This window comes from Micromonospora sp. NRRL B-16802 (assembly GCF_001279555.1).
Classification (GTDB): domain Bacteria; phylum Actinomycetota; class Actinomycetes; order Mycobacteriales; family Micromonosporaceae; genus Micromonospora; species Micromonospora profundi.
The window spans coordinates 113997-133988 of sequence record NZ_LGEB01000035.1; the positions used below are offsets into that span (position 1 = coordinate 113997).

Genomic DNA, 19992 nt, shown 5'->3' on the forward strand with positions numbered 1-19992 from the left:
TCACGGCGGCGCGCCGCAACAACGAACGAGCCCCGGTCGATCCCCTGAGGATCGACCGAGGCTCGTCGGTTGAGGCAGTGGTCAGGCCACGTCGAACCTGTCGAGCTCCATGACCTTCGTCCAGGCCGCGACGAAGTCGTTCACGAACTTGTCACGCGCGTCCTGGCTGGCGTAGACCTCGGCGAGGGCACGCAGCTGGGAGTTGGAGCCGAAGATGAGGTCGACAGCGGTAGCGGTCCACTTCACCTTGTCGGTCGCGAGGTCCCGGATCTCGTACACGTGCTCCTCGGACTCCGACGCCTTCCACCGGGTGCCCGGGGAGAGCAGGTTGGCGAAGAAGTCGTTGGTGAGCACGCCCGGCCGGTCGGTGAGGACACCGTGCTGCGCACCGCCCACGTTGTTACCGAGAGCGCGCAGGCCGCCGACCAGGACGGTCATCTCGGGCGCGGTCAGGTTGAGCATGTAGGCGCGGTCGATGAGCAGCACCTCCGGCTGGGTCTTCTCGCCGGGGCGCAGGTAGTTGCGGAACCCGTCCGCGCGCGGCTCGAGAACCCGGAAGGACTCGACGTCGGTCTGCTCCTGGGTGGCGTCGGTGCGACCCGGCCGGAACGGCACTGTCACCTCGACACCGGCGTCACGCGCCGCCTTCTCGACAGCGGCCGAGCCGGCGAGCACGATCAGGTCCGCGAGCGAGATCTTCGCGCCACCGGCGGAGTTGAAGTCCCGCTGGATGCCTTCCAGGGTCTCCAGGACCGTCGCGAGCTGCTCCGGCTGGTTGACCTCCCAGTTGCGCTGCGGCTCAAGGCGGATCCGGGCACCGTTGGCGCCACCGCGCTTGTCGGTGTAGCGGAAGGTGGCGGCCGAGGCCCACGCGGTCGAGATCAGCTGAGCGGTCGTGAGGCCCGACTCCAGCACCTTCGCCTTGAGCGCCGCGATGTCGGCGTCACCCACGAGCTCGTGGTCGACGGCCGGCACCGGGTCCTGCCACAGCTGGGCCTCCGGAACCCACGGCCCGAGGAAGCGGTCCACCGGACCCATGTCACGGTGCAGCAGCTTGTACCACGCCTTGGCGAACGCCAGCGCGAACTCGTCGGGGTTCTCCAGGAAGCGGCGCGAGATCTTCTCGTAGGCCGGGTCGACGCGCAGCGACAGGTCGGTCGTGAGCATCGTCGGCTTGTGCTTCTTCGACGGGTCGTGGGCGTCCGGGATGATCGCCTCGGCGTCCTTGGCGACCCACTGCTTCGCACCGCCGGGGCTCGTGGTGAGCTCCCACTCGTAGCCGAAGAGGATCTCGAAGAAGCGGTTGCTCCACTCGGTCGGACGGTCGGTCCAGGTCACCTCGAGGCCGCTGGTGATCGTGTCCCCGCCCTTGCCGCTGCCGTACGTGCTCAGCCAGCCCAGGCCCTGCGCCTCCAGGGGGGCGCCCTCGGGCTCGGGGCCGACGTGGTTGTCGGCGACACCGGCGCCGTGGGTCTTGCCGAAGGTGTGGCCACCGGCGATGAGGGCGACAGTCTCCTCGTCGTTCATCGCCATCCGGCGGAACGTCTCGCGGATGAAGTGCGCCGCCGCCAGCGGGTCGGCGTTGCCGCGCGGGCCCTCCGGGTTGACGTAGATCAGACCCATCTCGGTCGCGCCGACGCCGGCCACCATCTCCTTCTCGGAGGCGTAGCGCTCGTCGCCGAGCCAGGCGTCCTCGGGACCCCAGAAGATCTCCTCCGGCTCCCAGACGTCCTCACGGCCGAAGCCGAAGCCGAAGGTCTTGAAGCCCATCGACTCCAGGGACACGTTGCCGGCAAGCACAAGCAGGTCGGCCCAGGAGATCTTCTGGCCGTACTTCTGCTTGACCGGCCAGAGCAGCCGGCGGGCCTTGTCCAGGTTGGCGTTGTCCGGCCAGCTGTTGAGCGGGGCGAACCGCTGGCCACCGTCGCCGGCGCCACCGCGGCCGTCCTCGATGCGGTAGGTGCCCGCGGCGTGCCAGCTCATCCGGATCATCAGGCCGCCGTAGTGGCCGAAGTCGGCCGGCCACCAGTCCTGCGACGTGGTGAGGACCTCGGTGATGTCCCGCTTGAGGGCCTCGACGTCGAGCTTGGCGAACTCCTTGGCGTAGCTGAAGTCCTCTCCCAGCGGGTTGCCCTTTGACGAGTGGGCGTGCAGCACCGAAAGGTCGAGCTGGTTGGGCCACCAGTCCCGGTTGGAACGCGGACGACCACCGGTCTTGGGGGTCGGCGAGTCGATCGCCGGGTTCTCGCTCTCACTGCCGTGGGCGGTCACGGAGTCGTGCGCCACGGGGCAGCCGGCGGCCGCCTTCTCGTCCACGCCCTGCGGGCTGACAGGGCGGTTGTCCTGGGTGTCGCTCATGTACTTCCTTCCGAACTGACGGATTCCGAACTGGCGGATCACTAGGAGGTGCGTTCGGTCGCGCAGCTGGGGCAGACGCCCCAGTAGACGACCTCCGCCTCCTCGACCACGAAACCGTGATCGTTGGAGGCGGTGAGACAGGGAGCGTGGCCGACAGCGCACTCGACGTCGGCGATCGCACCGCAGGAGCGGCACACGACATGGTGGTGGTTGTCCCCCACCCGCGACTCGTAGCGGGCGGTCGCTCGGGCCGGTTGGATGCGGCGCACCAGACCGGTGTCGGTAAGCGCGCGCAACACGTCGTACACCGCCTGATGCGAGATCGTGGGGTGGTCCGCCCGGACCAGCGCGATCACCGTGTCGGTGTCGACGTGCGGGTGATCCCGCAGCGCCGCGAGCACGGCCACCCGGGGCCGGGTCACGCGCAGCGAGACCGCTCGCAGCTGGGCCTCGATGTCGGACGTCACGTGCAGACCTTAGCCCGCTAGTTTGGAATAAATCAAGTTTATGGCCGGCTGCGGCGGCCCGACATGCCCCACATCACCGGCCACCCAGGTTACGGCAGGGGCACCTCGGCATTGCCGTATCGAGGGAAACTCCAGCCGCCCGTGCTCAGCGACGGCGCAGCGCCAGCGCGACAGCCGCCAGGACCAGCGTCGCCCAGACCGGCACCCAGAGGGGCCACTGCTGCGCCAGCGTGCCGAGCGCGCCGCCGACGGCGTAGGCGGCGAGCGTCAGCAGGCCGAGCAGCGAGCCTTTCCGGGCCTGCGACCGGCTGTTTCCGGGGCCGGCGATCCAGCCGACGATCCGCTCTCCGGTCTTGGCGACGGTTCCCGACTGGTACGTGATGGTGGTGGCGACCCCGGCCGTGCGCACGAACAGGGTCGCCAGGGAACCCATGGCCAGGCCACCGAGGGCAGCGAGCGCCGCCCGGGACTGCGGGCCGGAGCGGCCGTACTCGAGCAGGACGTTGACGGCCGACCACGCCGCGGTGGCGACCACGACGGCGGCGATGCCGCGGGCCGCCGACGTGCGGACAGTGCCTGTCGCCCGCAGTCGCGCCACCAGCCCGGCCCCGATGCCGAACGCCACAAGCGAGGCCAACGCGGCCGGCCAGGCCGGTTGGCGGCCAGCCGCGCCGACGCCGATGAAGAGGACGTTGCCGGACTGGTTGGCGACGAAGGAGCCGTAGCGGAGGAACGCGAAGGAGTCGAGGAAACCGGCGGTGGTGGTGGTCACCGCCAGGACCAGAATCGGATAGCGGAACTCGCCGTAGGCATCCTGCGGATCGGCCTGGCCCGGTGGGCGCGCTGGCTGTCCAGATCCAGTGCTGGCCATCGGTTCTCCACTGTTCCGTGAGGTATCGACCTCGCTTTACCCAATGCAGCATAGAGAGCAGAGAGTCAGTTTTTGCCCGCTTCGCGCACCGCCCACAAGCGGTTGACTCTCACCGGCCTGTGCGCCTTCCCCGTCGGCATTCCCGGCGGGCTCACACCTGCGCGCTGATCGTGATGCTGATCGCCCTGGCCTCGGGGAGCGACCGGCAGCGTCGGCGAGCACCCGACGCTGACGTCCCGTTCGACCAGGCGTACCGACGTCAGGTGCCGGTGCCGCTGTCGAGATATTCGGCGAGCCGGGCCGCGCCGGTGAGCATCGCCCTGCCGCGTTCGGTGAGCCGGTGCCGCCACTGGCGCAGTGACGCGGCGAGCGGTTCGGTGCCGCCTGCCTCGCGCACCTGACGCACCACGCCCGCGATGTGGTCGAGGCGGTAGCCACCGCGGCGCAGCAGGTGGGCGAGTTCGGCGTCGCGGACATCGTCCGGCGAGTAGCGGCGGTGGCCGGTCACCGGGTCGCGCACCGGCTGGAGAAGTCCGGCGCGCTCCCACTTGCGCACTGTCGCCGGTCGTACGCCGAGCCGGTGCGCCAGCACGCTGATCGGCACGGCTGCGCGGCCCTGCGGCCCGCGTTCGACCCCGACGAGAAGCGGAACGGCCTCCTCGACAGCGTCCAGCGTCTCCCGGTCACGTTGCAACAGGGCGTGGCCCCGGTCGATGACCCGCAACGCCGCGTCGATCTCGCCCCGGTTGACCGCGCGCATGATCTCGCCACCGGCCGCGTAACCGTGGCCGGGGATGAGCGCGAGGTAGGCGCCCAGCGCCTTGGCGTGCGCCTCGGTGAACCGGCGGTAGCCGCTCGGGCTGCGCTGCGCAGGCGGCAGGACACCGTCTCGCTCGTAGTTGCGTACGGCCTGCGCGGAGAGGCCGTACGTCCGCGCGAGGTCGACCGGTCGACGTACCCCCGCGTTTGAGGGTTTTGCCTGTGTCATTAGTGCTCGATCGCTCGAAAGTTTCAAAGGGTGGTTCAACGATACGGTTGATGGAATGACGTTCTCGCTGGACCTGCCTGCCGTACCGCCGGACCTGCTCGCGCTCGGCGAGCCCACACACGGCGAATCCGCCTTCCTCCAGATACGCAACGAGGTCTTCGCGTCGCTTGTCGAGCGCGGCTACCTGTCAATCGCGCTGGAGAGCGACCGCGCAGCGGGGCTGACCGCCGACGACTTCGTCCGGGGCGACGCCGGCGTGACGCTCGACAGCGCGCTCGCCGAGGGGTTCAGCCACGGTTTCGGCTCGGCCCCGGCCAACCGTGACCTGCTGCTGTGGATGCGGGAGTGGAACACGGGCCGGCCGGCCTCCGAGCGCCTGACGTTCCACGGCTTCGACGCCCCGCTGGAGATGGACCACGCCCCGAGCCCGAGACGGCACCTCGCCCAGGTCTGTGACTATCTCGGCTCGGACCGGTTCGCCGAGATCGACGATCTGATCGGTGCCGACGCCCGATGGAGCGACCCTGCGGCGATCTGGGAGCAGGGCAGGTCGATCGGGCGTTCCGCCGACGCCCACCGGCTGCGGGTGATCGCCGACGACCTGCTGACCGAGCTGCACCTGCGGGCAGCCCAGCGGCCCGAGGGTTGGCAGGCGGCGCGGGTGTGGGCGACAAGCGCGCTCGCCCTGCTGCGCTACCACGCCGAGGCCGCCGCGCCGCTCCCGCAGGACGCCCGCTTCGCCCGCCTGGCACAGGTCCGGGACGCGCTGATGGCCGAGAACCTGCTCGCGATCCGGGAGGTTGAGGCTCACCGGGGGCCGACGCTTGTCTTCGCGCACAACAGGCACCTCCAGCGTGACCCGGGCACGATGACAGTGGCCGGGACCGATCAGCAGTGGTTCGGTGCCGGCGCGATCGTCGGGGCGCTGCTCGGCGACAGGTACGCGGTGATCGTCGGCAGCCTCGGCGCGAGCCCCACGCTGGGCATCGACGCGCCCCCCGCCTCGACGTACGAGGGCAAACTCCAGGACGGAACAGACCTTCCCCGGTACGTCCGCGCCGCCGACGTGGAGGCCGCCGAGAAGAGGCCCCACGACTACCGGTACTTCCCGCTCGACGCGGCCACGATCGCCCACGCGGACGGGGTGCTGCACATTCCGACAGGCGTCGACCCTGCCACGCTCGCCGACCGGATTCTCGCGTTGCCCGACGTCGAGCAGTTCGTCGCGACAGCCGAGAACGGCTCACCGGAAGGCGCGTGGGGCGACCGCTTCTTCTACGTCGGCCCGGACCGCCGCCAGCCGTTCGCCACGATCGTCGAGCACGACGTACCCGGCTTCGACGAAGCCTCGCAGCTCGACCGACCCGGCGTCTTCCGGCTCAACCTTGAGCTGGGCCGGGCCGAGTTCGAGCGACTGTTCGGCTTCGCTCCCGGCGACTTCGAGGCACACCGCGACAGCTTCGACTTCGCCAGGCTGGACACCGTCGTGCCGCACCCCGGCTATGCGCTGCACGGTTTCGCAAGCATCGTCATGCCCGGCCCGCAGATGCTGCCCGAGATCGACCGACTGCTCACGGTGGCCCACGCCCGAGCCGTCGACAGGCACGAGCGCGCATCGCGCAGGGCGAGGTGACGGCGCGGCTCACTCCGGCGGCCTGGCTCCCGACTGCTCGCTCACCATGTACGCCGCGTACCAGTCGGGCCAGTCGTCGTCCCGCTGGCCGGTGCGTTTCTCGTGCTCGCCGTGGGCGGCCGCCGCGCGCCGGAGCGCGCCCGCCAGGTCGCTCACCGAGCCGAACGACGTCAAGCCGCCCTCGACACGCCCCGGCAGCCTTGTCGTGATCTCCTGCATCAGCCAGGTGTTGCCGTCCGGGTCGCGGAACGAGGCCCGCGAGACGTAGCTGCGCCGCTCGGGATCGATTCCGTCGACCGGCCCGTCCGGCCCGACATGGAAGATGCCGCCCACCTCGACGCCCGCGGCGACCACTGCGTCGCGGGCGGCGGCGATGTCGGACACGACCAGGTACGCCACTGACGAGCCGGGCACCGCCGCCGTGAGATCCGGGCCGAACTGCACCGAGCAGTCGCTGCCGTGCGGGGTGAACTGGACGACGCCCGACGGCGTGCGGTCGAGCCGCCATCCCAGGCGTTCGTAGAACGCCTTCGCGCGGTCGACATCCGACACCGGTACGACGATCACCTCAAGCTTCGTGGCGATGCTCTCGACGCTCGCCATCACGCTCACGTCTGCCTGGGCGGTCTTCGGGCACATCGCGGCCTCCCCTGGGTCGAGCAGCGGCGTACCCGGTGGGCGGTGTCGCATGCGCGCGCCCCACGGCGGCCGGTCGCCGGGACGCAACCAACCCCGGGGCCGGGACGGAAGGGGCCGCGCCCGGCGTCGGGCCGGGGAATCTTCGGAGCCGGCCCTCGACGGCGGCTGCCCTGCCTATCGTTCAGTGAGGCGTGCGGTCACTTCGGGCCTCGCGTCGAGGTGCGTGCGAAGCGCCGCCGCTATCTCGCCCGCCGCGCGGAGCTGGTCCGGCGTGAGAGCGTCGACGAAGAGGTCACGCACGGCGCGCAGGTGCGGGACTGTTGCCCGGTGGAAGGCTTCCGCGCCGCTGGGCGTGAGACGCACCTCCGACCCGCGGGGAACGGTGGGGCACTCGCGGCGGCTGACGAGCCCACGCCGTTCCATCCGGCCCAGGTGGTGGGAGAGCCGGCTCCGCTCCCACCCGACGTGGGACGCGAGTGCGGAGGAGCGCATCTGCTGGTCCTGCGCCTCACTCAGCGCGAGCAGTACGACGTAGTCGCCCGGTGACAGCGCGGACTCGACCTGGAGGCGTGACGTGAGCTGGGAGTTGAGCGCGGCGGTCGTCTCGACGAAGTTCCGCCAGATCCGTAGTTCGTCAGTGGTCGGTAGCTGGCGCCGCCGCCGCTCAGGTGTGGCCTCCGTCATCTGCTCCCCCGGAATTGACGTGTCAATGACAAAGTTAGCACCTGTTGACACGTCAACCAGCGAGTCGACAACGGCTCCGGCGAAGGGAGAGTTCACAGATGTCTGACCTCGAATTCGGGCTCGACACCTTCGGCGACGTACCGGAGGACGGTTCCGGCAAGCCGCTCTCGCACGCCGCCGCCATCCGGCAGGTCGTCGACGAGGCGGTGCTTGCGGACGAGTTGGGCGTCGACGTCATCGCTCTCGGCGAGCACCACCGGCCGGAATACTCGGTGTCGACACCGGAGACCGTGCTGGCCGGCATCGCCACCCGTACCTCGCGTATCCGGCTCGCCTCCGGCGTGACGGTGCTGAGTTCGGATGACCCCGTCCGGGTGTTCCAGCGGTTCGCCACCGTCGACGCGCTGTCGAACGGCCGGGCCGAGGTCATCCTGGGCCGGGGCTCGTTCACCGAGTCCTTTCCCCTCTTCGGCTACGACCTGCGCGACTACGACACGCTGTTCGAGGAGAAGATCGAGCTGTTCGTGAAGCTCCTGGACGAGAAGCCGGTCACCTGGAGCGGCACCCTGCGTGCCCCGCTGGACAACGCCGACGTCTACCCGAAGACGGAGTCGGGCCGCCTGAGCACCTGGGTCGGCGTGGGCGGGTCGCCACAGTCGGTGGTGCGTACCGCCCGCTACGGTCTGCCGCTGATGCTCGCCATCATCGGCGGCTCGCCCGAACGCTTCGCGCCCTACACCGACCTCTACCGCCGGGCGGCGGAGCAACTCGGCACGACCGCGCACCCGGTCGGGATGCACTCGCCGGGCTTCATCGCCGACACCGACGAAGAGGCCAAGGAGCTGTACTGGCCGCACTACCGGGTCATGCGCAACCGGATCGGCGCGCTGCGCGGCTGGCCGCCGATCCGCCGCGCCGAGTTCGACGCCGAGGTGGAACACGGCTCCCTCTACATCGGCTCGCCGCAGACAGTGGCCCGCCGGGTGGCCGCTGCGATCCGCAGCCTCGGCGTGGGCCGGTTCGACCTGATCTACACGGCGGGAGCGCAGCCGGTGAGCGCCCGGATGCGGGCCGTCGAACTGTACGGCTCGACGGTGATCCCCATGGTCCGCGACATCCTGGCCAGCTGATCCGCCCGCTCGACGGCACAACGGAGGACGACATGCACGACAACGGCCAGACCCTCGCTGTGCTCGGCGCCGGCAAGGTGGGCACGGTGATCGCCCGGCTCGCCCTCGCCGCCGGCTACCGGGTGCTCATCGCCGGCTCCGGCGACCCGGAGAAGATCGCCCTCACCGTCGAGGTGCTGACGCCCGGAGCGGTCGCCACCACAGCCGTCGACGCGGCGGCCGCCGCCGACCTGGTCGTCCTCGCACTCCCGCTTGGCAAGTACCGCGCCCTTCCCGTCGAGGCGCTGCGAGGCAAGCTCGTTGTCGACGCCATGAACTACTGGTGGGAGGTCGACGGCATCCGCGACGACCTCACCGACCCGGGCACCTCGTCCAGCGAGACCGTCCAGGCGTTCCTGTCCGGCTCGCGGCTCGTCAAGGCGTTCAACCACATGGGCTACCACGACCTGGAGGAGGGGGCGCGGCCGGCGGGAGCGGCCGACCGCAAGGCCATCGCCATCGCCGGCGACGACGCCGCCGACCTCACCGCGGTCGCCTCCCTCGTGGACGCGCTGGGCTTCGACCCGGTCGTCGCCGGTGGCCTCGCCGAGGGCGTACGCCTCGAACCGGGTAGCGAACTGTTCGGCGCCAACGTGAGCGCCGACGAGATACGTGCCATGCTCGACCGCTTCCCCGAGTCCGAACGGGGACGGATCATCGCGGAGGCGCGGGCGCGCTGAGCGCCGTCCTCCATCGCCTGAGCGCGCTCGGCCAGCGGCCATCCCGGCTCGGCGCGGGCGGCGTCACGACGTCCAGCCCTGTCGGTGCAGCCGTTCGATGCCGTCCAGCAGCAGGTCCAGCGCGAACTCGAACTCGAACTGGTCGTCGCAGCCCTGCCCGACGACCGACCCGTCGTCGTGCGACGCCGCTGTGGCGATCTCCGCGAGGTGCGGGAAGCGGGCCGCGACCTCCGGCGGCAGGGCTGCCGACGGTGCTGGCTCGATCGCGCCGGACCGGCCGGCGCGCCGGGAGTCGTCGAACAACTCCTGGCTGAAGCCGAGGATGCGGCTGCCCATCGCGTGCATGACGTGGTGGGTGAGGTCGGCGGAGAACCCGCCGGCCCGGAACGTGCCGACCATCGAGTCGAGGTACGCGAGGATTGCAGGCGTCGCCATGTTGCGCGCGTCGATGGCGAGCGGCGCCCAGGGGTGGCGGCGCAGCGCCTGCCGCGCGGACAGAATGCGCCCCCGGACCGCCTGCTTCCAGTCGGCGCCGGCCGCTGGCGGGTCGATCTCGGCGACGACCACGTCGATCATGCCGTCGAGCAGCTCGTCCTTGTTGGCCACGTGCTTGTAGAGGGCCATCGGCACTACCTGAAGGTCCTTGGCGAGGTTGCGCATGCTCAGCGACTCGATGCCGGCCTCGTCGGCGAGCGCGACGGCGGCGCGCAGGATGCGATCCCTGCTCAGCGGCGTCCGGCGCAGCGTCTCCACAGGCTCAGCCATCTCGGTCCTCGTCTTCCGGCAGCGGTAGAAACCATAACCGCATTGACTGGTGTACGGCGTACACCTACGCTGATGACATCAGGGTGTACGCCGTACACCTTCAGGGAGGGGGAAGCAATGAAGGCGATCGTCCAGGACCGGTACGGGCCGCCCGAGACGCTCCGGTTCGCGGACGTCGACACACCGGTGCCCGCCCCCGACGAGGTGCTCGTGCGGGTCGAGGCCGCAGCGCTCAACGCGTACGACTGGCACGCCATGCGGGGCGAACCACTGATGGCACGGCTGGCAATGGGCCGGTCACGGCCCCGGGCGCGCATCCGTGGGCGCGACTTCGCAGGCCGGGTCGAGGCGGTTGGCGCCAACGTCCGGCAGTTCAGCCCCGGCGACGCCGTCTTCGGTGACCTCGGCGACGCCAACGGCGCCTTCGCCGAGTACGTGTGCGTGCCCGCGAACGTCGTCGCACCGGTCCCCGCGAACCTCACGCCGCAACAGGCCGCCGCGCTGCCGTTGGCAGGCGTCACAGCGCTCATGGGGTTGTCCGATGTGGGACGTGTCGAGCCCGGCCACCGCGTCCTCGTCAACGGAGCCTCCGGGGGCGTCGGCACCCTGGCCGTCCAACTGGCCAAGGCGCTCGGCGCGACGGTGACAGGGGTGTGCAGCACCCGCAACGTCGACCTGGTCCGCAGCCTCGGCGCCGACCACGTCGTCGACTACACCCGCGACGACTTCACAAGGGACGGTCGCCGGTACGACGTCGTGCTCGACCTGGTCGGCAACCGTTCACTCAGTGCTCTGCGGCGGGCGCTGACAGCGACCGGGACGCTTGTGCTCTCCGGCGGAGGCGTGTACCGCGGCAGCAGCCTCCTCGGGCCGGTCTGGCTCCTCGCCCGTGGACGACTGCTGGCACCGTTCGTGCGGCAGCGCATCGTCACCCTCGCCACGACGCCCAGCCGGCAGCACCTCGACACGCTTTGCGCCCACGCCGAGGCCGGCCGCCTCACGGCTGTCGTCGACCGGACCTATCAGCTCCACGAGGTGCCCGACGCCATCCGGTACCTCGAAGGCGAACACGCCCGCGCCAAGGTGGTCATCACCGTCTGACACCCCGGTGGCGCCCCCGACCAGCCGATGCCCGTCGCCGGTCCGGTGTGCCCGCGACGGAAGTGCCGGTCGGCGTGGCGCTGGACGTGGCGGACGCGCGAGGTCGGCCCGGGAGGCTGAACAACAACAGGACGAGCAGCGCCGCCGGCACCACGAGCAGACCCCACGGGTGTCGGGCGGTGGCCACCACGAAGGGCAGCGGCCCGCTGGCGGGTTCGATCAGGCCGTGCACCTCGTACCGGCCGAGCGTCGTCGCGCTCAGCGGCACCCGGACGACGTACTCACGGCTCTGCCCGCCGGGGATGGTGCCTACGGGCGGGGCGGCCACCATCGTGTGCACCTGCCCGGGGCTGCCGGCGAGCAGCGTGACCGGCGGCTCGACGACGTCGACGGGGCCCGGGTTGTGCAGGGTGATCCGCACTGTCAGTTCGCCAGGGAGACCGAACCAGCCGCCCACCCCGGACTCGTCCACAGCGTGCACACCGGCGAGTGCCAACTCCGGCGGCGACCCGGCCGTGCTGGCGACCGGCGCGGACACCCCTGTCAACGGCAGTGCCACTGAGGCGGTGGTCACGCCGCTCGGGGTCTGGACGCGCAGCCGGCAGGGGCAGGCGACCGGCGGCGCGGCGAGCAGCACCGGCATCCGGGCGTTGCCGGTGGCGGGCACCTGGCCGCCGCTGGCCCGGTCCGTCGCGCAGTCGAGTGCGCCCCGCCGGCCGTCGTTGCCGCAGACCTCCACCTGGACCACGCCGGCCGGCCACCCGTCCAGTGCGACAAGCACGCGATCCCCCACCCGGAAGGTCCCGGCGGGCAGCGCCACGCGGGGTTGTCCGTCCGGCGGCCGGTCGGTGCTGGGAGCCGGCCCGGCGGATGCCAGCAGGGCGGCGACGACGGAGACAGCGAGCAGGACGAAACGGCTCACGGCGTGCCGCTGAGCGGTTCGGGGCCGGGCGCGGTCGCGCTCGCGGCCCGCGACGCGATGGCCACCGGCGTCGGTCGCGCGCCGGAGCGACGACGCCACGGCCGCCACCGCCGTACGCCGAACCAGCCGGCCGCCCCGGCGAGCAGGGCGATGAGCAGCCACGGGGGCGCCCAGACACCCGCCGAGCGGAGTACCGGTGGCAGCGCGGTGTCGGTGGTGGTCGCAGCGAGGTCCACAGTTGCGGCAAGTCGCAGCGCCGGTGGCACACCGGTGATCCGTTCGGTCACGGCGAAGGTGGCGCCGGGCAGGAGTTCCGGCAGGTCCACCGGGGCGGTCCGGGCGAGTTCCCAGCCGAAGGGCCCGTCGACGATGACCGAGCCCGTTCCGCCGACCCGAACATTGCCGGTGTTGCGCAGCAGGTAGCTGACCGTCAGGTCGCCGCCGCCGAAAGGGTTGACGGGGTTGTCGTACTCCATCGTGACCGACTCGACGGCGACGGCGGGTCGCACCTCCCCGGGCACCCGCAGGTAGACCCGGGCGGCGAGCCGCTGGTCCATCCGGACCTGCTGGCCGTCGGCGGAGGTACCGGTCTGCCGCAGGGCGGCGATCATCCCTCCGGCGTGGTCGCCCGGGGTGGCGTTCTTCGGCACGGTGAGTCGGAACGGGATGTCGGCCCGCTTGCCGGGCGGCACCGTCCAGCGTCGTCGCTCCAGGTGCATCCAGGAGCCCACGTCCACGGCGGCCCGGTCGGCGGGGAGCAGGGCGAACGCGCCGTCGGTAGTGGTGTGGGCGTCGGTGGCGTACACGTCGAAGGTGAGCGGTCGGTCGCTCAGGTTTGTGACTCCGAGGTGGTCGGTGAGCGTGCTGCCGGGCGCGAGGTCGTAGATGAAGTAGTTGCGTCCGGTGGGCCCGTCGGGGCTGGACGGCTGTACCGCCCATCGCGCTACCGAACCGCCGGCGGCTGGAGTCGGATTCGGTACGGAGGCGAGCGGCGGCGTGGCCGGTGCGGCGGCGGCGAGCGGGGCCGGGACTGTCGCGGCCAGCACGGCGACGAGCGCGGCGCAGGCCCGGGAGGCGGCGGTGACGAGGTGCATGGGTGCGGCTCCGGGTGCTTTCACAGGCGCGTCGGACCGGTGGGGCGGGACGGGGAGGTCCCACCCCACCGGTTGTCGACGCCGACCTAGGAGAGGGTCAGGGTGAGGGTCGCGGCGTAGTCGCCGGCCGTGGCCGACGCCGGGATCCCCAGGTTGAGCTGGGCACCGCAGGTGAAGGTGCCGTTGCTCGTACCGGTGGACGAGGTGCAGAGCGCCCGCGCCCCACCCAGGCCGGCACCGGGTGCGGCGGCCGCACCCGGCGTGACCACGCCGGGCGTACCGCCAAGCGGGTCGGCGACCACGCTGGCACTCGGCACCCAGCCCAGGTTGTCGGCGGCGATGCTGCCGCCGGCCGATGTGAAGTCGGAGACCTGACCGACGAGGCTCCACCCGGCGTTGGTGCCGCGCAGGTCCGCCACAGTGGCGGCGTGCAGCGCCCCGCTGGCCACCTGGCCGTTGCTCACCGCGGGTAGGGCGACAGTGTCGCCGGCCACGCCGAGAGTCAACGGGCCGCCGGTGACTGTGGTGGTGATCTGCTGACTGGCGTTCGCGCCGCCCGGACCACCGCCGGCGAAGGTGACCGGGGTGAAGGTGTCCTGACTGCGGTCGGCCGAGCCGCGAGCGGCGAAGGTGATCACGTAGCACTGCACGACCGTGCAGTCGACCTCCTCGCCGGTACGGGCGGTGTAGACCGCGCTGACCGACAGGGTGGTGCTGAACGTACCGTCGGCGTTGAGCCGGTCCCGGGCGTCGGTCGGCTCGTTGGTCTTGTTCACCCATTTTGTGGCTTGCAGGATTCCCGCGTTGGCCCAGTGCTCGGCGACCTTGGGTCCGAAGGAGACGTAAATGCCTGCGGCGTTGTTGGCCTCGGGGTCGAATCCGCCGCCCTTCACGGTGATTGTCGACCCGTTCGGGTCGAGCCCGCCGGGTGGGGTGACGGTGACCGTCGGGGCAGCCGGTTCTGCATCGCCCGTGCTGAAGGTGAACGACAGCGGATCGAGCGCCTCACCGGCGCTGTAGAAGCCGTTGAAGGCGCTGGCACCCGCCGCGGTCAGCGTGGTCGCAAGGTTCGTGCCGGTCACCGTGGCACCGCTACCGCCGGGATTGCCGGCGATTGTGGCGATTGTGGCCTGGCGGACCGACACGGGTTCGGCCTGCGTGGTGGTCAGGTCCACATCGGCCTTCAGCTCCGAGGCGCCGCCGGAGACGGCAACCGTCGGGTTGGCCAGCGCGATGGTGAAGAAGTGCCCGGGATAGGAGAAGACGATCTTCCCGCCGTACCTGGCGGTGATCGCCCCGGTGGCGGGGTCGTGGGTGCCACCGGCCGACGGGAAGGTGAAGGTCCCGTCGGTCTTGATGGTGGCGCCGTCGCTCGCCACGATCGGGGGATTGCCGTTGCCGGTCTTGAGATAACTGCGGAACGACGACTTGAAGCCCCACGTCAGGCTGCCGCCGGTGATGTCGGCCTCGGCCGCCGAGGCGGGGCCGGTGCCGACGAGGGCGGCCGACGCGCCGAGGACGACGACCGCCGTCCACCGCATCGACCGGCGCCAGGTGGCACCGGCTCTGGATCGGACCATGTTTGTTCCCTTCACGGAGCGCACTGCGGACCCGCAAAGGTTAGGTAATCCTAACTAAGGGCACCCTCACTCGTTCGGCCAAAAGATCTTCAGCCGAAGAACCCCTTGTGACCTGCGTGTTTCTAACTTAGGTTAGCCAAACCTAATGCCCGCTTCCGAGGCGATCCATCATGTGAGGAGTCCGATGCGAACCCTGCGTCGCACCGCTCTGTCCGCCGCCCTGATCACTGTGAGTGTCATTGCGGGTACGCAGCCGGCGTACGCCGGCACCGCCCGCGGCCCCGGAGGACAGACCCTCACCGCTACGCCGAGCACCGGGGTGAGCCGCGCCGGAGCGACAGTCACCGTCTCGGGCAGTGGGTACGACACCACAAAGGGCATCTACGTCGGCTACTGCGTCGACAACGGCGCCGGCAAGACGCCGACACCCTGCGGCGGCGGAGCCGACACCAGTGGCAGCCTCGGCGCCTCGCACTGGATCTCGTCCAACCCGCCCTCCTACGCCGAAGACCTCACCACGCCGTACGGCTCGGGCGGATCGTTCCGGGTCACCGTGAAGATCACCCCGACGATCGGCGACGTCGACTGCACCGTCCGACGGTGTGTGGTCGCCACCCGCGCCGACCACACCCGGCCCGCGGACCGATCCCAGGACGTACGGGTGCCGGTGACCTTCGCCGCCGCCCCCGCGCCGAGTCGCAGCAACGCGGCACCGCCCACCACCGGCAGCGGTACCGCCACCGGGGCACCCCGCACCGGCACCCCCGGCGCCACGCCGTCGACCGCAACCCTGCCGTCGGCCGCCGCTTCCGCTGGTACGACCGGCGGCGTACCGGCCGACGCGGGCGGAACCACGCCGGCCGCCGGCACCGCGCCCACCGAAGCCCAGGTCACCCGGGTCAGTGCGGCTTCCAGCCTCGATGCCGGGCGCTGGTGGCCGGTAGTGCTCGGCGCGTCCCTCCTGCTCGTGACGCTCCTCATCGGACTGCGCCGACGCCGCCGGAAGCTGGCCCGGTGAGCCGCCGCCCCGCCGTCGCCTGTGCCCTGCTCGTCCTCCTCGCCGGCACCGCGTCCGGTTGCGCCGAGCAGACGGTCGCCACCCCGTCGGTCGCCTCCTGCGGCCCGGTCACCGCCACCGTCGGCCAGTCCGACGTCGAGCCGCTCACCCCGGCCCCGGTTCCCGCCCTGCCGGTTACCGTCACCTCCGCCGACGGCGTCCGCACCACTGTCACAAACGCCGACCGGATCCTGCCGGTGAACCTCTACGGCTCGATCGCGGAGATCGTGTTCAGCCTCGGCCTAGGTGGCAACGTCATCGGCCGGGACACCGCCACCACCTTCCCCGCCGCCGCGCATCTACCCGTTGTCACACCTGGCGGGCACGACCTCTCCGCCGAGGCGGTGCTCGACCTGAACCCGAGCGTGATCATCGCCGACGACAGCATCGGCCCGCCGGAGACGCTGAAGCAGTTCCGCGCCGCCGGGATCCCGGTCGTGCTGGTCGACGCCGAGCAGACACTCGCCGGGGTGAGTGCGCACGTCCGCGCGGTCGCCGCCGCGCTCGGCGTCACCCCGGCCGGGACCCAACTCGTCAGCCGGGTCGAAGACGAGATCGCCCAGGCGCAACGCGACGTACCTGAAAGGACCGCCCCCCGGATCGCCTTCCTCTACCTGCGCGGCACCGCCGGTGTGTACCTGATCGGTGGTGAGGGCGCCGGATCCGACGCAATGATCGAGGCAGCCGGCGGCGAGGACGCCGGCAGCGCGATAGGGCTGTCGAAATTCCGGCCACTGACCAGCGAAGGGCTGATCAACGCGGCGCCGGACGTGATCCTCGTGATGAGCGGTGGGCTGGCGTCCGTCGGCGGTGTCGACGGGTTGCTGAAGCTCCCCGGCGTCGCGCAGACCCCCGCTGGCGCCGCCCGTCGGATCGTCGACATGGACGACGGCGTCCTGCTCACCTTCGGCACCCGTTCCGGGCAGGCCGTCCAGGCCCTGGCCCGCGCCGTGCACATGTGCGGAGCGACGTCGTGACCGATGTGGACACCCGACGACCCGGCACCGCCGCGCGGCCGGAACTCCGACGACCTGTCGGGAAGCACCTCCGCCGGGGCCGGCTGCTGCTCGCCACGCTCGCGCTCACCCTGTTGCTGGTCGCCCTGGTAGCGGCGGGTCGCGGGCAGGTGCAGATCTCCCCGGCCGAGGTGCTCGGCTCGATCCTGCACCGGATCGGCCTGGATGTCGGCAGCCTGCCGGCTGCTCCGCAGGGCGAGAACGCGCTGTGGATCGTCCGCTTCCCACGGGTGGTGCTCGCCGCCGTTGTCGGCGCTGCGCTCGGTTCCGCCGGTGCCATCATGCAGGGCGTCTTCGGCAACCCGCTTGCCGAGCCGGGTGTCATCGGCGTCTCCGCCGGAGCCGCGTTCGGCGCCGCGCTGTCCATCGTCGCCGGGGCGAGCGTCCTCGGCGCGTGGACAGTGCCGGCGGCAGCATTCGCCGGTGGGCTCGCCACCACGTACCTCGTCTACCTGCTGGCCCGGTCCAACGGCCGGACCGAGGTGGTGACACTGGTGCTCACCGGCGTCGCGGTCAACGCGGTCGCCGGTGCGGCCATCGGGCTGCTGATGTTCGCCGCCGACGAGTCCGGCGTACAGGCCATCGCCTTCTGGAACCTCGGCAGCCTGGCCCAGGCCAGCTGGTCGGCGGTCGCGCTGGCCGCGCCCTGCCTGGCGCTCGGACTGGTCGTCGCCCTCGCCGACGCCCGCCGACTCGACCTGCTCGCCCTCGGCGAGCGCTCGGCCCGGCACCTCGGCGTCGACGTGGAGCGGTTGCGGATCCGGATGATCGTGGTCACCGCGCTACTCGGCGCCGCTGCGGTCGCCTTCACGGGCATCATCAGCTTCGTCGGCCTGGTGGTGCCGCACCTGGTGCGGATGGTCGCCGGGCCGGGCCACCGGGTGCTGCTGCCGGCAAGCGCGCTCGGCGGCGCGATCGTCGTGGTTGTCGCCGACCTCATCGCCCGTACTGTCGTCGAACACCAGGAACTTCCCCTCGGCGTGCTGACGGCCGTGGTCGGTGGACCGGCGTTCTTCTGGCTGCTGCGCCGCACACGGGAACGGTCCGGAGGGTGGGGATGAAGCGGATCGACCGGCCGGGCGCCGGACGTTTTCGACTGCGCGGCCGTGGGCGGGCTGCCCCGCCGCCCGCGCACACCTCGGAGGTACGCGTCGACGTCGCGGGGCTGCGGGTGCAACGCGCTGGCCGGACCGTGCTGGATCAGGTCGACCTGCGGGTGCGCGCTGGCGAGGTGCACGCCCTGGTGGGGCCGAACGGGGCCGGCAAGTCCACGCTGCTGGCCGCGATCAGCGGCGACCTGCCCGCCGCCGGCACTGTCGAGGTGGACGGCCGGGCACTGCGGGGGTGGTCACCTGTGGAACTGGCGATGCGCCGGGCGGTGCTGACCCAGCGCAGCACTCTGAGCTTCCCGTTCACCGTCGAGGAGACCGTCCGGATGGGACGGGCGCCGTGGGCCGGCCGACCCGAGGAGGAGCAGGACGACGCCATCGTCGCCGAGGCCATGAGCCGGTGCGATGTGGCCCGCTTCGCCGCCCGGCCATACCCGTCGCTGTCCGGCGGTGAACAGGCCCGCGCCGCGCTCGCCCGGGTGCTGGCCCAGCGTACCGGCGTGCTCCTGCTCGACGAGCCGACCGCCGCGCTCGACCTGCACCACCAGGAGTTGGTGATGGGGATCGCCCGGGACCGCGCGTCCGACGGTGACGCCGTCGTCGTCGTGCTGCACGACCTGGCCCTGGCCGGCGCGTACGCGGACGTGGTCACGCTGCTCGGCGAGGGCCGGGTCCGCGCCGTCGGCCCGCCCGCCGAGGTGCTCACCGCCGCGCTGCTCAGCGAGGTGTACCAGCACGACATCGAGGTCGTCCCGCACCCCCGCAACCAGCTGCCGCTCGTCGTACCTCGCCGCCACCGCCCCGCCGCGCACCCGCCGACCGACCCCTACGTATCTTCGGAGCAACCATGAGTGACATGACAACCCCGTTCTCGGCCCGGGTCCGGGCCGCCAGCGCGGACGCCCACGAGACCGCCGAGTCCCAGCGGTACGTCTCCGCTCTGCTGGCCGGCGAGCTTGACATCGCCGGATACGCCGCGCTGGTGGTGCAGCACCACGCCATCTACGCCGCCTTGGAGGCAGCCGGTGACCGGTTGCGAGACGATCCGTTGGCCGGCCCCTTCGTCGACGACGCGCTGATCCGGCTCCCCGCCCTCGAAGCCGATCTGCGACACCTGATCGGCCCCGACTGGGCCGACAGGGCCGCGCAGACCCCGGCAACCATCGCGTACGTCGACCGCATCCGCGCGGTCTGCACAGCCTCCCCGGAGCGCTTCATCGCCCACCACTACACCCGCTACCTGGGCGACCTCTCCGGCGGGCTGCACATCGGACGGTCGGTGGCCCGCCACTACGGCCTCGACGGAGCGGGGGTGGCCTTCTACCGCTTCGACGACATCCCCCGCCCCAAGGTCTACAAGGACGCCTACCGCGCCCGGTTGGACGCGCTGCCGCTCGACGAAGTGGCGGCGAACGCGCTGTTGTCGGAGGTCCTCGTGGCGTACCAGCACAACACCGACGTCTTCGCCGCGCTGGCCGGGCACGCGCCGGCCGACGGCGGCACTCTCACCACGGCGGCTGCGGCATGAGCGGGCAGCCGTTCGGCCCGGACGTGATCGCCGCGGTCAGTCGCCACATGAACGACGACCACGCCGAGGACACCTTGCTGATCTGCCGCACCCTCGGCGGCTGTCCGACGGCGACCCGGGCTCGGACCACCGGCCTGGACGCCGACGGGGTGGACTTCGTGGCCACAGTGGACGGCGTGGAGGTGGCGGTCCGGGTCCCGTTCGCCCACCGGCTCACCGAACGTGCCGAGATCCGCCGTGAGGTGGTGCGGATGTACCAGGAGGCCTGCGTACAGCTCGGCATCGAGCCCCGCCCCGCCGGCTGACAGCGTGGCGCGGGCGACCGGGACCG

20 protein-coding genes are annotated in these 19992 nt (G+C 71.5%); 10 read left to right on the plus strand and 10 right to left on the minus strand.

All coding sequences use genetic code 11. From position 1 onward, the window contains the following. Positions 1–81: 81 nt before the first annotated feature. The 4 genes from katG to ADK66_RS06170 form a co-directional block, all read right to left on the minus strand. Positions 82–2358: a catalase/peroxidase HPI gene (gene katG / locus ADK66_RS06155; RefSeq protein WP_053652965.1), complete on the minus strand. Its 2277-nt coding sequence runs from the start codon at positions 2356–2358 to the stop codon at positions 82–84. A 41-nt stretch (positions 2359–2399) separates the two neighbouring features. Next, positions 2400–2825, minus strand: a complete 426-nt coding sequence (locus tag ADK66_RS06160) for a Fur family transcriptional regulator (RefSeq protein WP_053652919.1) — start codon at positions 2823–2825, stop codon at positions 2400–2402. 145 nt (positions 2826–2970) lie between these two features. Continuing rightward, on the minus strand, positions 2971–3696 hold the full coding sequence (locus ADK66_RS06165) for a DUF1275 family protein (RefSeq protein ID WP_053652920.1): 726 nt from the start codon (positions 3694–3696) through the stop codon (positions 2971–2973). A gap of 259 nt (positions 3697–3955) precedes the next feature. Further along, positions 3956–4684, minus strand: a complete 729-nt coding sequence (locus ADK66_RS06170; RefSeq protein WP_053652921.1) for a TioE family transcriptional regulator — start codon at positions 4682–4684, stop codon at positions 3956–3958. A 55-nt stretch (positions 4685–4739) separates the two neighbouring features. Here ADK66_RS06170 and ADK66_RS06175 point away from each other — a divergent pair, with 55 nt between their 5' ends. Next, the gene (locus ADK66_RS06175; protein WP_053652922.1) at positions 4740–6317 is read left to right on the plus strand and encodes a DUF6194 family protein; all 1578 of its coding nucleotides are present in this window, start codon (positions 4740–4742) and stop codon (positions 6315–6317) included. Positions 6318–6326: 9 nt separating this feature from the next. Here ADK66_RS06175 and ADK66_RS06180 read toward each other — a convergent pair whose 3' ends face one another. Together ADK66_RS06180 and ADK66_RS06185 are read right to left on the minus strand one after the other, a co-directional pair. Beyond that, positions 6327–7007, minus strand: coding sequence for a VOC family protein (locus ADK66_RS06180; RefSeq protein WP_231639925.1), 681 nt, complete (start codon positions 7005–7007; stop codon positions 6327–6329). A gap of 123 nt (positions 7008–7130) precedes the next feature. Next, positions 7131–7640, minus strand: coding sequence for a MarR family winged helix-turn-helix transcriptional regulator (locus tag ADK66_RS06185; RefSeq protein WP_053652923.1), 510 nt, complete (start codon positions 7638–7640; stop codon positions 7131–7133). A gap of 98 nt (positions 7641–7738) precedes the next feature. Here ADK66_RS06185 and ADK66_RS06190 point away from each other — a divergent pair, with 98 nt between their 5' ends. Next, the gene (locus ADK66_RS06190; RefSeq protein ID WP_053652924.1) at positions 7739–8770 is read left to right on the plus strand and encodes an LLM class flavin-dependent oxidoreductase; all 1032 of its coding nucleotides are present in this window, start codon (positions 7739–7741) and stop codon (positions 8768–8770) included. A gap of 32 nt (positions 8771–8802) precedes the next feature. Then, entirely contained in the window at positions 8803–9489 is a 687-nt protein-coding gene (locus tag ADK66_RS06195) for an NADPH-dependent F420 reductase (RefSeq protein ID WP_053652925.1), read from the plus strand. Between the two features lie 63 nt (positions 9490–9552). Here the strand turns inward: ADK66_RS06195 and ADK66_RS06200 are convergent, their stop codons facing one another. After that, complete coding sequence (locus ADK66_RS06200; RefSeq protein WP_053652926.1) at positions 9553–10254, minus strand: TetR/AcrR family transcriptional regulator; 702 nt, start codon at positions 10252–10254, stop codon at positions 9553–9555. 117 nt (positions 10255–10371) lie between these two features. Here ADK66_RS06200 and ADK66_RS06205 point away from each other — a divergent pair, with 117 nt between their 5' ends. Next, positions 10372–11355, plus strand: a complete 984-nt coding sequence (locus ADK66_RS06205) for an NAD(P)-dependent alcohol dehydrogenase (protein WP_053652927.1) — start codon at positions 10372–10374, stop codon at positions 11353–11355. Here the strand turns inward: ADK66_RS06205 and ADK66_RS06210 are convergent. From ADK66_RS06210 to ADK66_RS06220, 3 genes are all read right to left on the minus strand, one after another. Continuing rightward, positions 11345–12277, minus strand: coding sequence for a hypothetical protein (locus tag ADK66_RS06210; RefSeq protein WP_157552279.1), 933 nt, complete (start codon positions 12275–12277; stop codon positions 11345–11347). The two genes, ADK66_RS06205 and ADK66_RS06210, sit on opposite strands and share 11 nt — an antisense overlap. After that, on the minus strand, positions 12274–13371 hold the full coding sequence (locus tag ADK66_RS06215) for a WxL protein peptidoglycan domain-containing protein (RefSeq protein ID WP_053652929.1): 1098 nt from the start codon (positions 13369–13371) through the stop codon (positions 12274–12276). The genes ADK66_RS06210 and ADK66_RS06215 overlap by 4 nt, the downstream gene beginning before the upstream one ends. 86 nt (positions 13372–13457) lie before the next feature. Then, positions 13458–14951, minus strand: a complete 1494-nt coding sequence (locus ADK66_RS06220; RefSeq protein WP_053652930.1) for an HtaA domain-containing protein — start codon at positions 14949–14951, stop codon at positions 13458–13460. 184 nt (positions 14952–15135) lie between these two features. On the opposite strand from ADK66_RS06220, the gene ADK66_RS06225 reads away from it, so the two are divergent. From ADK66_RS06225 to ADK66_RS06250, 6 genes are read left to right on the plus strand one after another with little or no spacing between them, the layout of a single operon-like run. Then, complete coding sequence (locus ADK66_RS06225; protein ID WP_053652931.1) at positions 15136–15969, plus strand: hypothetical protein; 834 nt, start codon at positions 15136–15138, stop codon at positions 15967–15969. After that, complete coding sequence (locus ADK66_RS06230; RefSeq protein WP_231639926.1) at positions 15966–16985, plus strand: hemin ABC transporter substrate-binding protein; 1020 nt, start codon at positions 15966–15968, stop codon at positions 16983–16985. Before ADK66_RS06225 ends, ADK66_RS06230 begins: the two co-directional genes overlap by 4 nt. Continuing rightward, positions 16982–18085, plus strand: coding sequence for an iron ABC transporter permease (locus ADK66_RS06235; RefSeq protein WP_082377265.1), 1104 nt, complete (start codon positions 16982–16984; stop codon positions 18083–18085). Before ADK66_RS06230 ends, ADK66_RS06235 begins: the two co-directional genes overlap by 4 nt. Next, positions 18082–18984 (plus strand): heme ABC transporter ATP-binding protein, encoded by a 903-nt coding sequence (locus tag ADK66_RS32190; protein WP_082377258.1) that lies wholly within the window; start codon positions 18082–18084, stop codon positions 18982–18984. The genes ADK66_RS06235 and ADK66_RS32190 overlap by 4 nt, the downstream gene beginning before the upstream one ends. Next, entirely contained in the window at positions 18981–19661 is a 681-nt protein-coding gene (locus ADK66_RS32195; protein ID WP_231639927.1) for a heme oxygenase (biliverdin-producing), read from the plus strand. Before ADK66_RS32190 ends, ADK66_RS32195 begins: the two co-directional genes overlap by 4 nt. Then, complete coding sequence (locus ADK66_RS06250) at positions 19658–19966, plus strand: DUF2470 domain-containing protein (protein WP_053652933.1); 309 nt, start codon at positions 19658–19660, stop codon at positions 19964–19966. Before ADK66_RS32195 ends, ADK66_RS06250 begins: the two co-directional genes overlap by 4 nt. The last annotated feature ends 26 nt before the right edge of the window (positions 19967–19992 follow it).

Bases quoted from the DNA above. Each gene is read 5' to 3' on its own strand.
- ADK66_RS06200 (WP_053652926.1), bottom strand. From the start codon at position 10,254: ATGGCTGAGCCTGTGGAGACGCTGCGCCGGACGCCGCTGAGCAGGGAT.
- ADK66_RS06170 (WP_053652921.1), bottom strand. From the start codon at position 4,684: ATGACACAGGCAAAACCCTCAAACGCGGGGGTACGTCGACCGGTCGAC.
- ADK66_RS06220 (WP_053652930.1), bottom strand. From the start codon at position 14,951: ATGGTCCGATCCAGAGCCGGTGCCACCTGGCGCCGGTCGATGCGGTGG.
- ADK66_RS32195 (WP_231639927.1), top strand. From the start codon at position 18,981: ATGAGTGACATGACAACCCCGTTCTCGGCCCGGGTCCGGGCCGCCAGC.
- ADK66_RS32190 (WP_082377258.1), top strand. From the start codon at position 18,082: ATGAAGCGGATCGACCGGCCGGGCGCCGGACGTTTTCGACTGCGCGGC.
- ADK66_RS06165 (WP_053652920.1), bottom strand. From the start codon at position 3,696: ATGGCCAGCACTGGATCTGGACAGCCAGCGCGCCCACCGGGCCAGGCC.
- ADK66_RS06250 (WP_053652933.1), top strand. From the start codon at position 19,658: ATGAGCGGGCAGCCGTTCGGCCCGGACGTGATCGCCGCGGTCAGTCGC.
- ADK66_RS06195 (WP_053652925.1), top strand. From the start codon at position 8,803: ATGCACGACAACGGCCAGACCCTCGCTGTGCTCGGCGCCGGCAAGGTG.
- ADK66_RS06180 (WP_231639925.1), bottom strand. From the start codon at position 7,007: ATGCGACACCGCCCACCGGGTACGCCGCTGCTCGACCCAGGGGAGGCC.
- katG (WP_053652965.1), bottom strand. From the start codon at position 2,358: ATGAGCGACACCCAGGACAACCGCCCTGTCAGCCCGCAGGGCGTGGAC.
- ADK66_RS06225 (WP_053652931.1), top strand. From the start codon at position 15,136: ATGCGAACCCTGCGTCGCACCGCTCTGTCCGCCGCCCTGATCACTGTG.
- ADK66_RS06205 (WP_053652927.1), top strand. From the start codon at position 10,372: ATGAAGGCGATCGTCCAGGACCGGTACGGGCCGCCCGAGACGCTCCGG.
- ADK66_RS06185 (WP_053652923.1), bottom strand. From the start codon at position 7,640: ATGACGGAGGCCACACCTGAGCGGCGGCGGCGCCAGCTACCGACCACT.
- ADK66_RS06175 (WP_053652922.1), top strand. From the start codon at position 4,740: ATGACGTTCTCGCTGGACCTGCCTGCCGTACCGCCGGACCTGCTCGCG.
- ADK66_RS06190 (WP_053652924.1), top strand. From the start codon at position 7,739: ATGTCTGACCTCGAATTCGGGCTCGACACCTTCGGCGACGTACCGGAG.
- ADK66_RS06215 (WP_053652929.1), bottom strand. From the start codon at position 13,371: ATGCACCTCGTCACCGCCGCCTCCCGGGCCTGCGCCGCGCTCGTCGCC.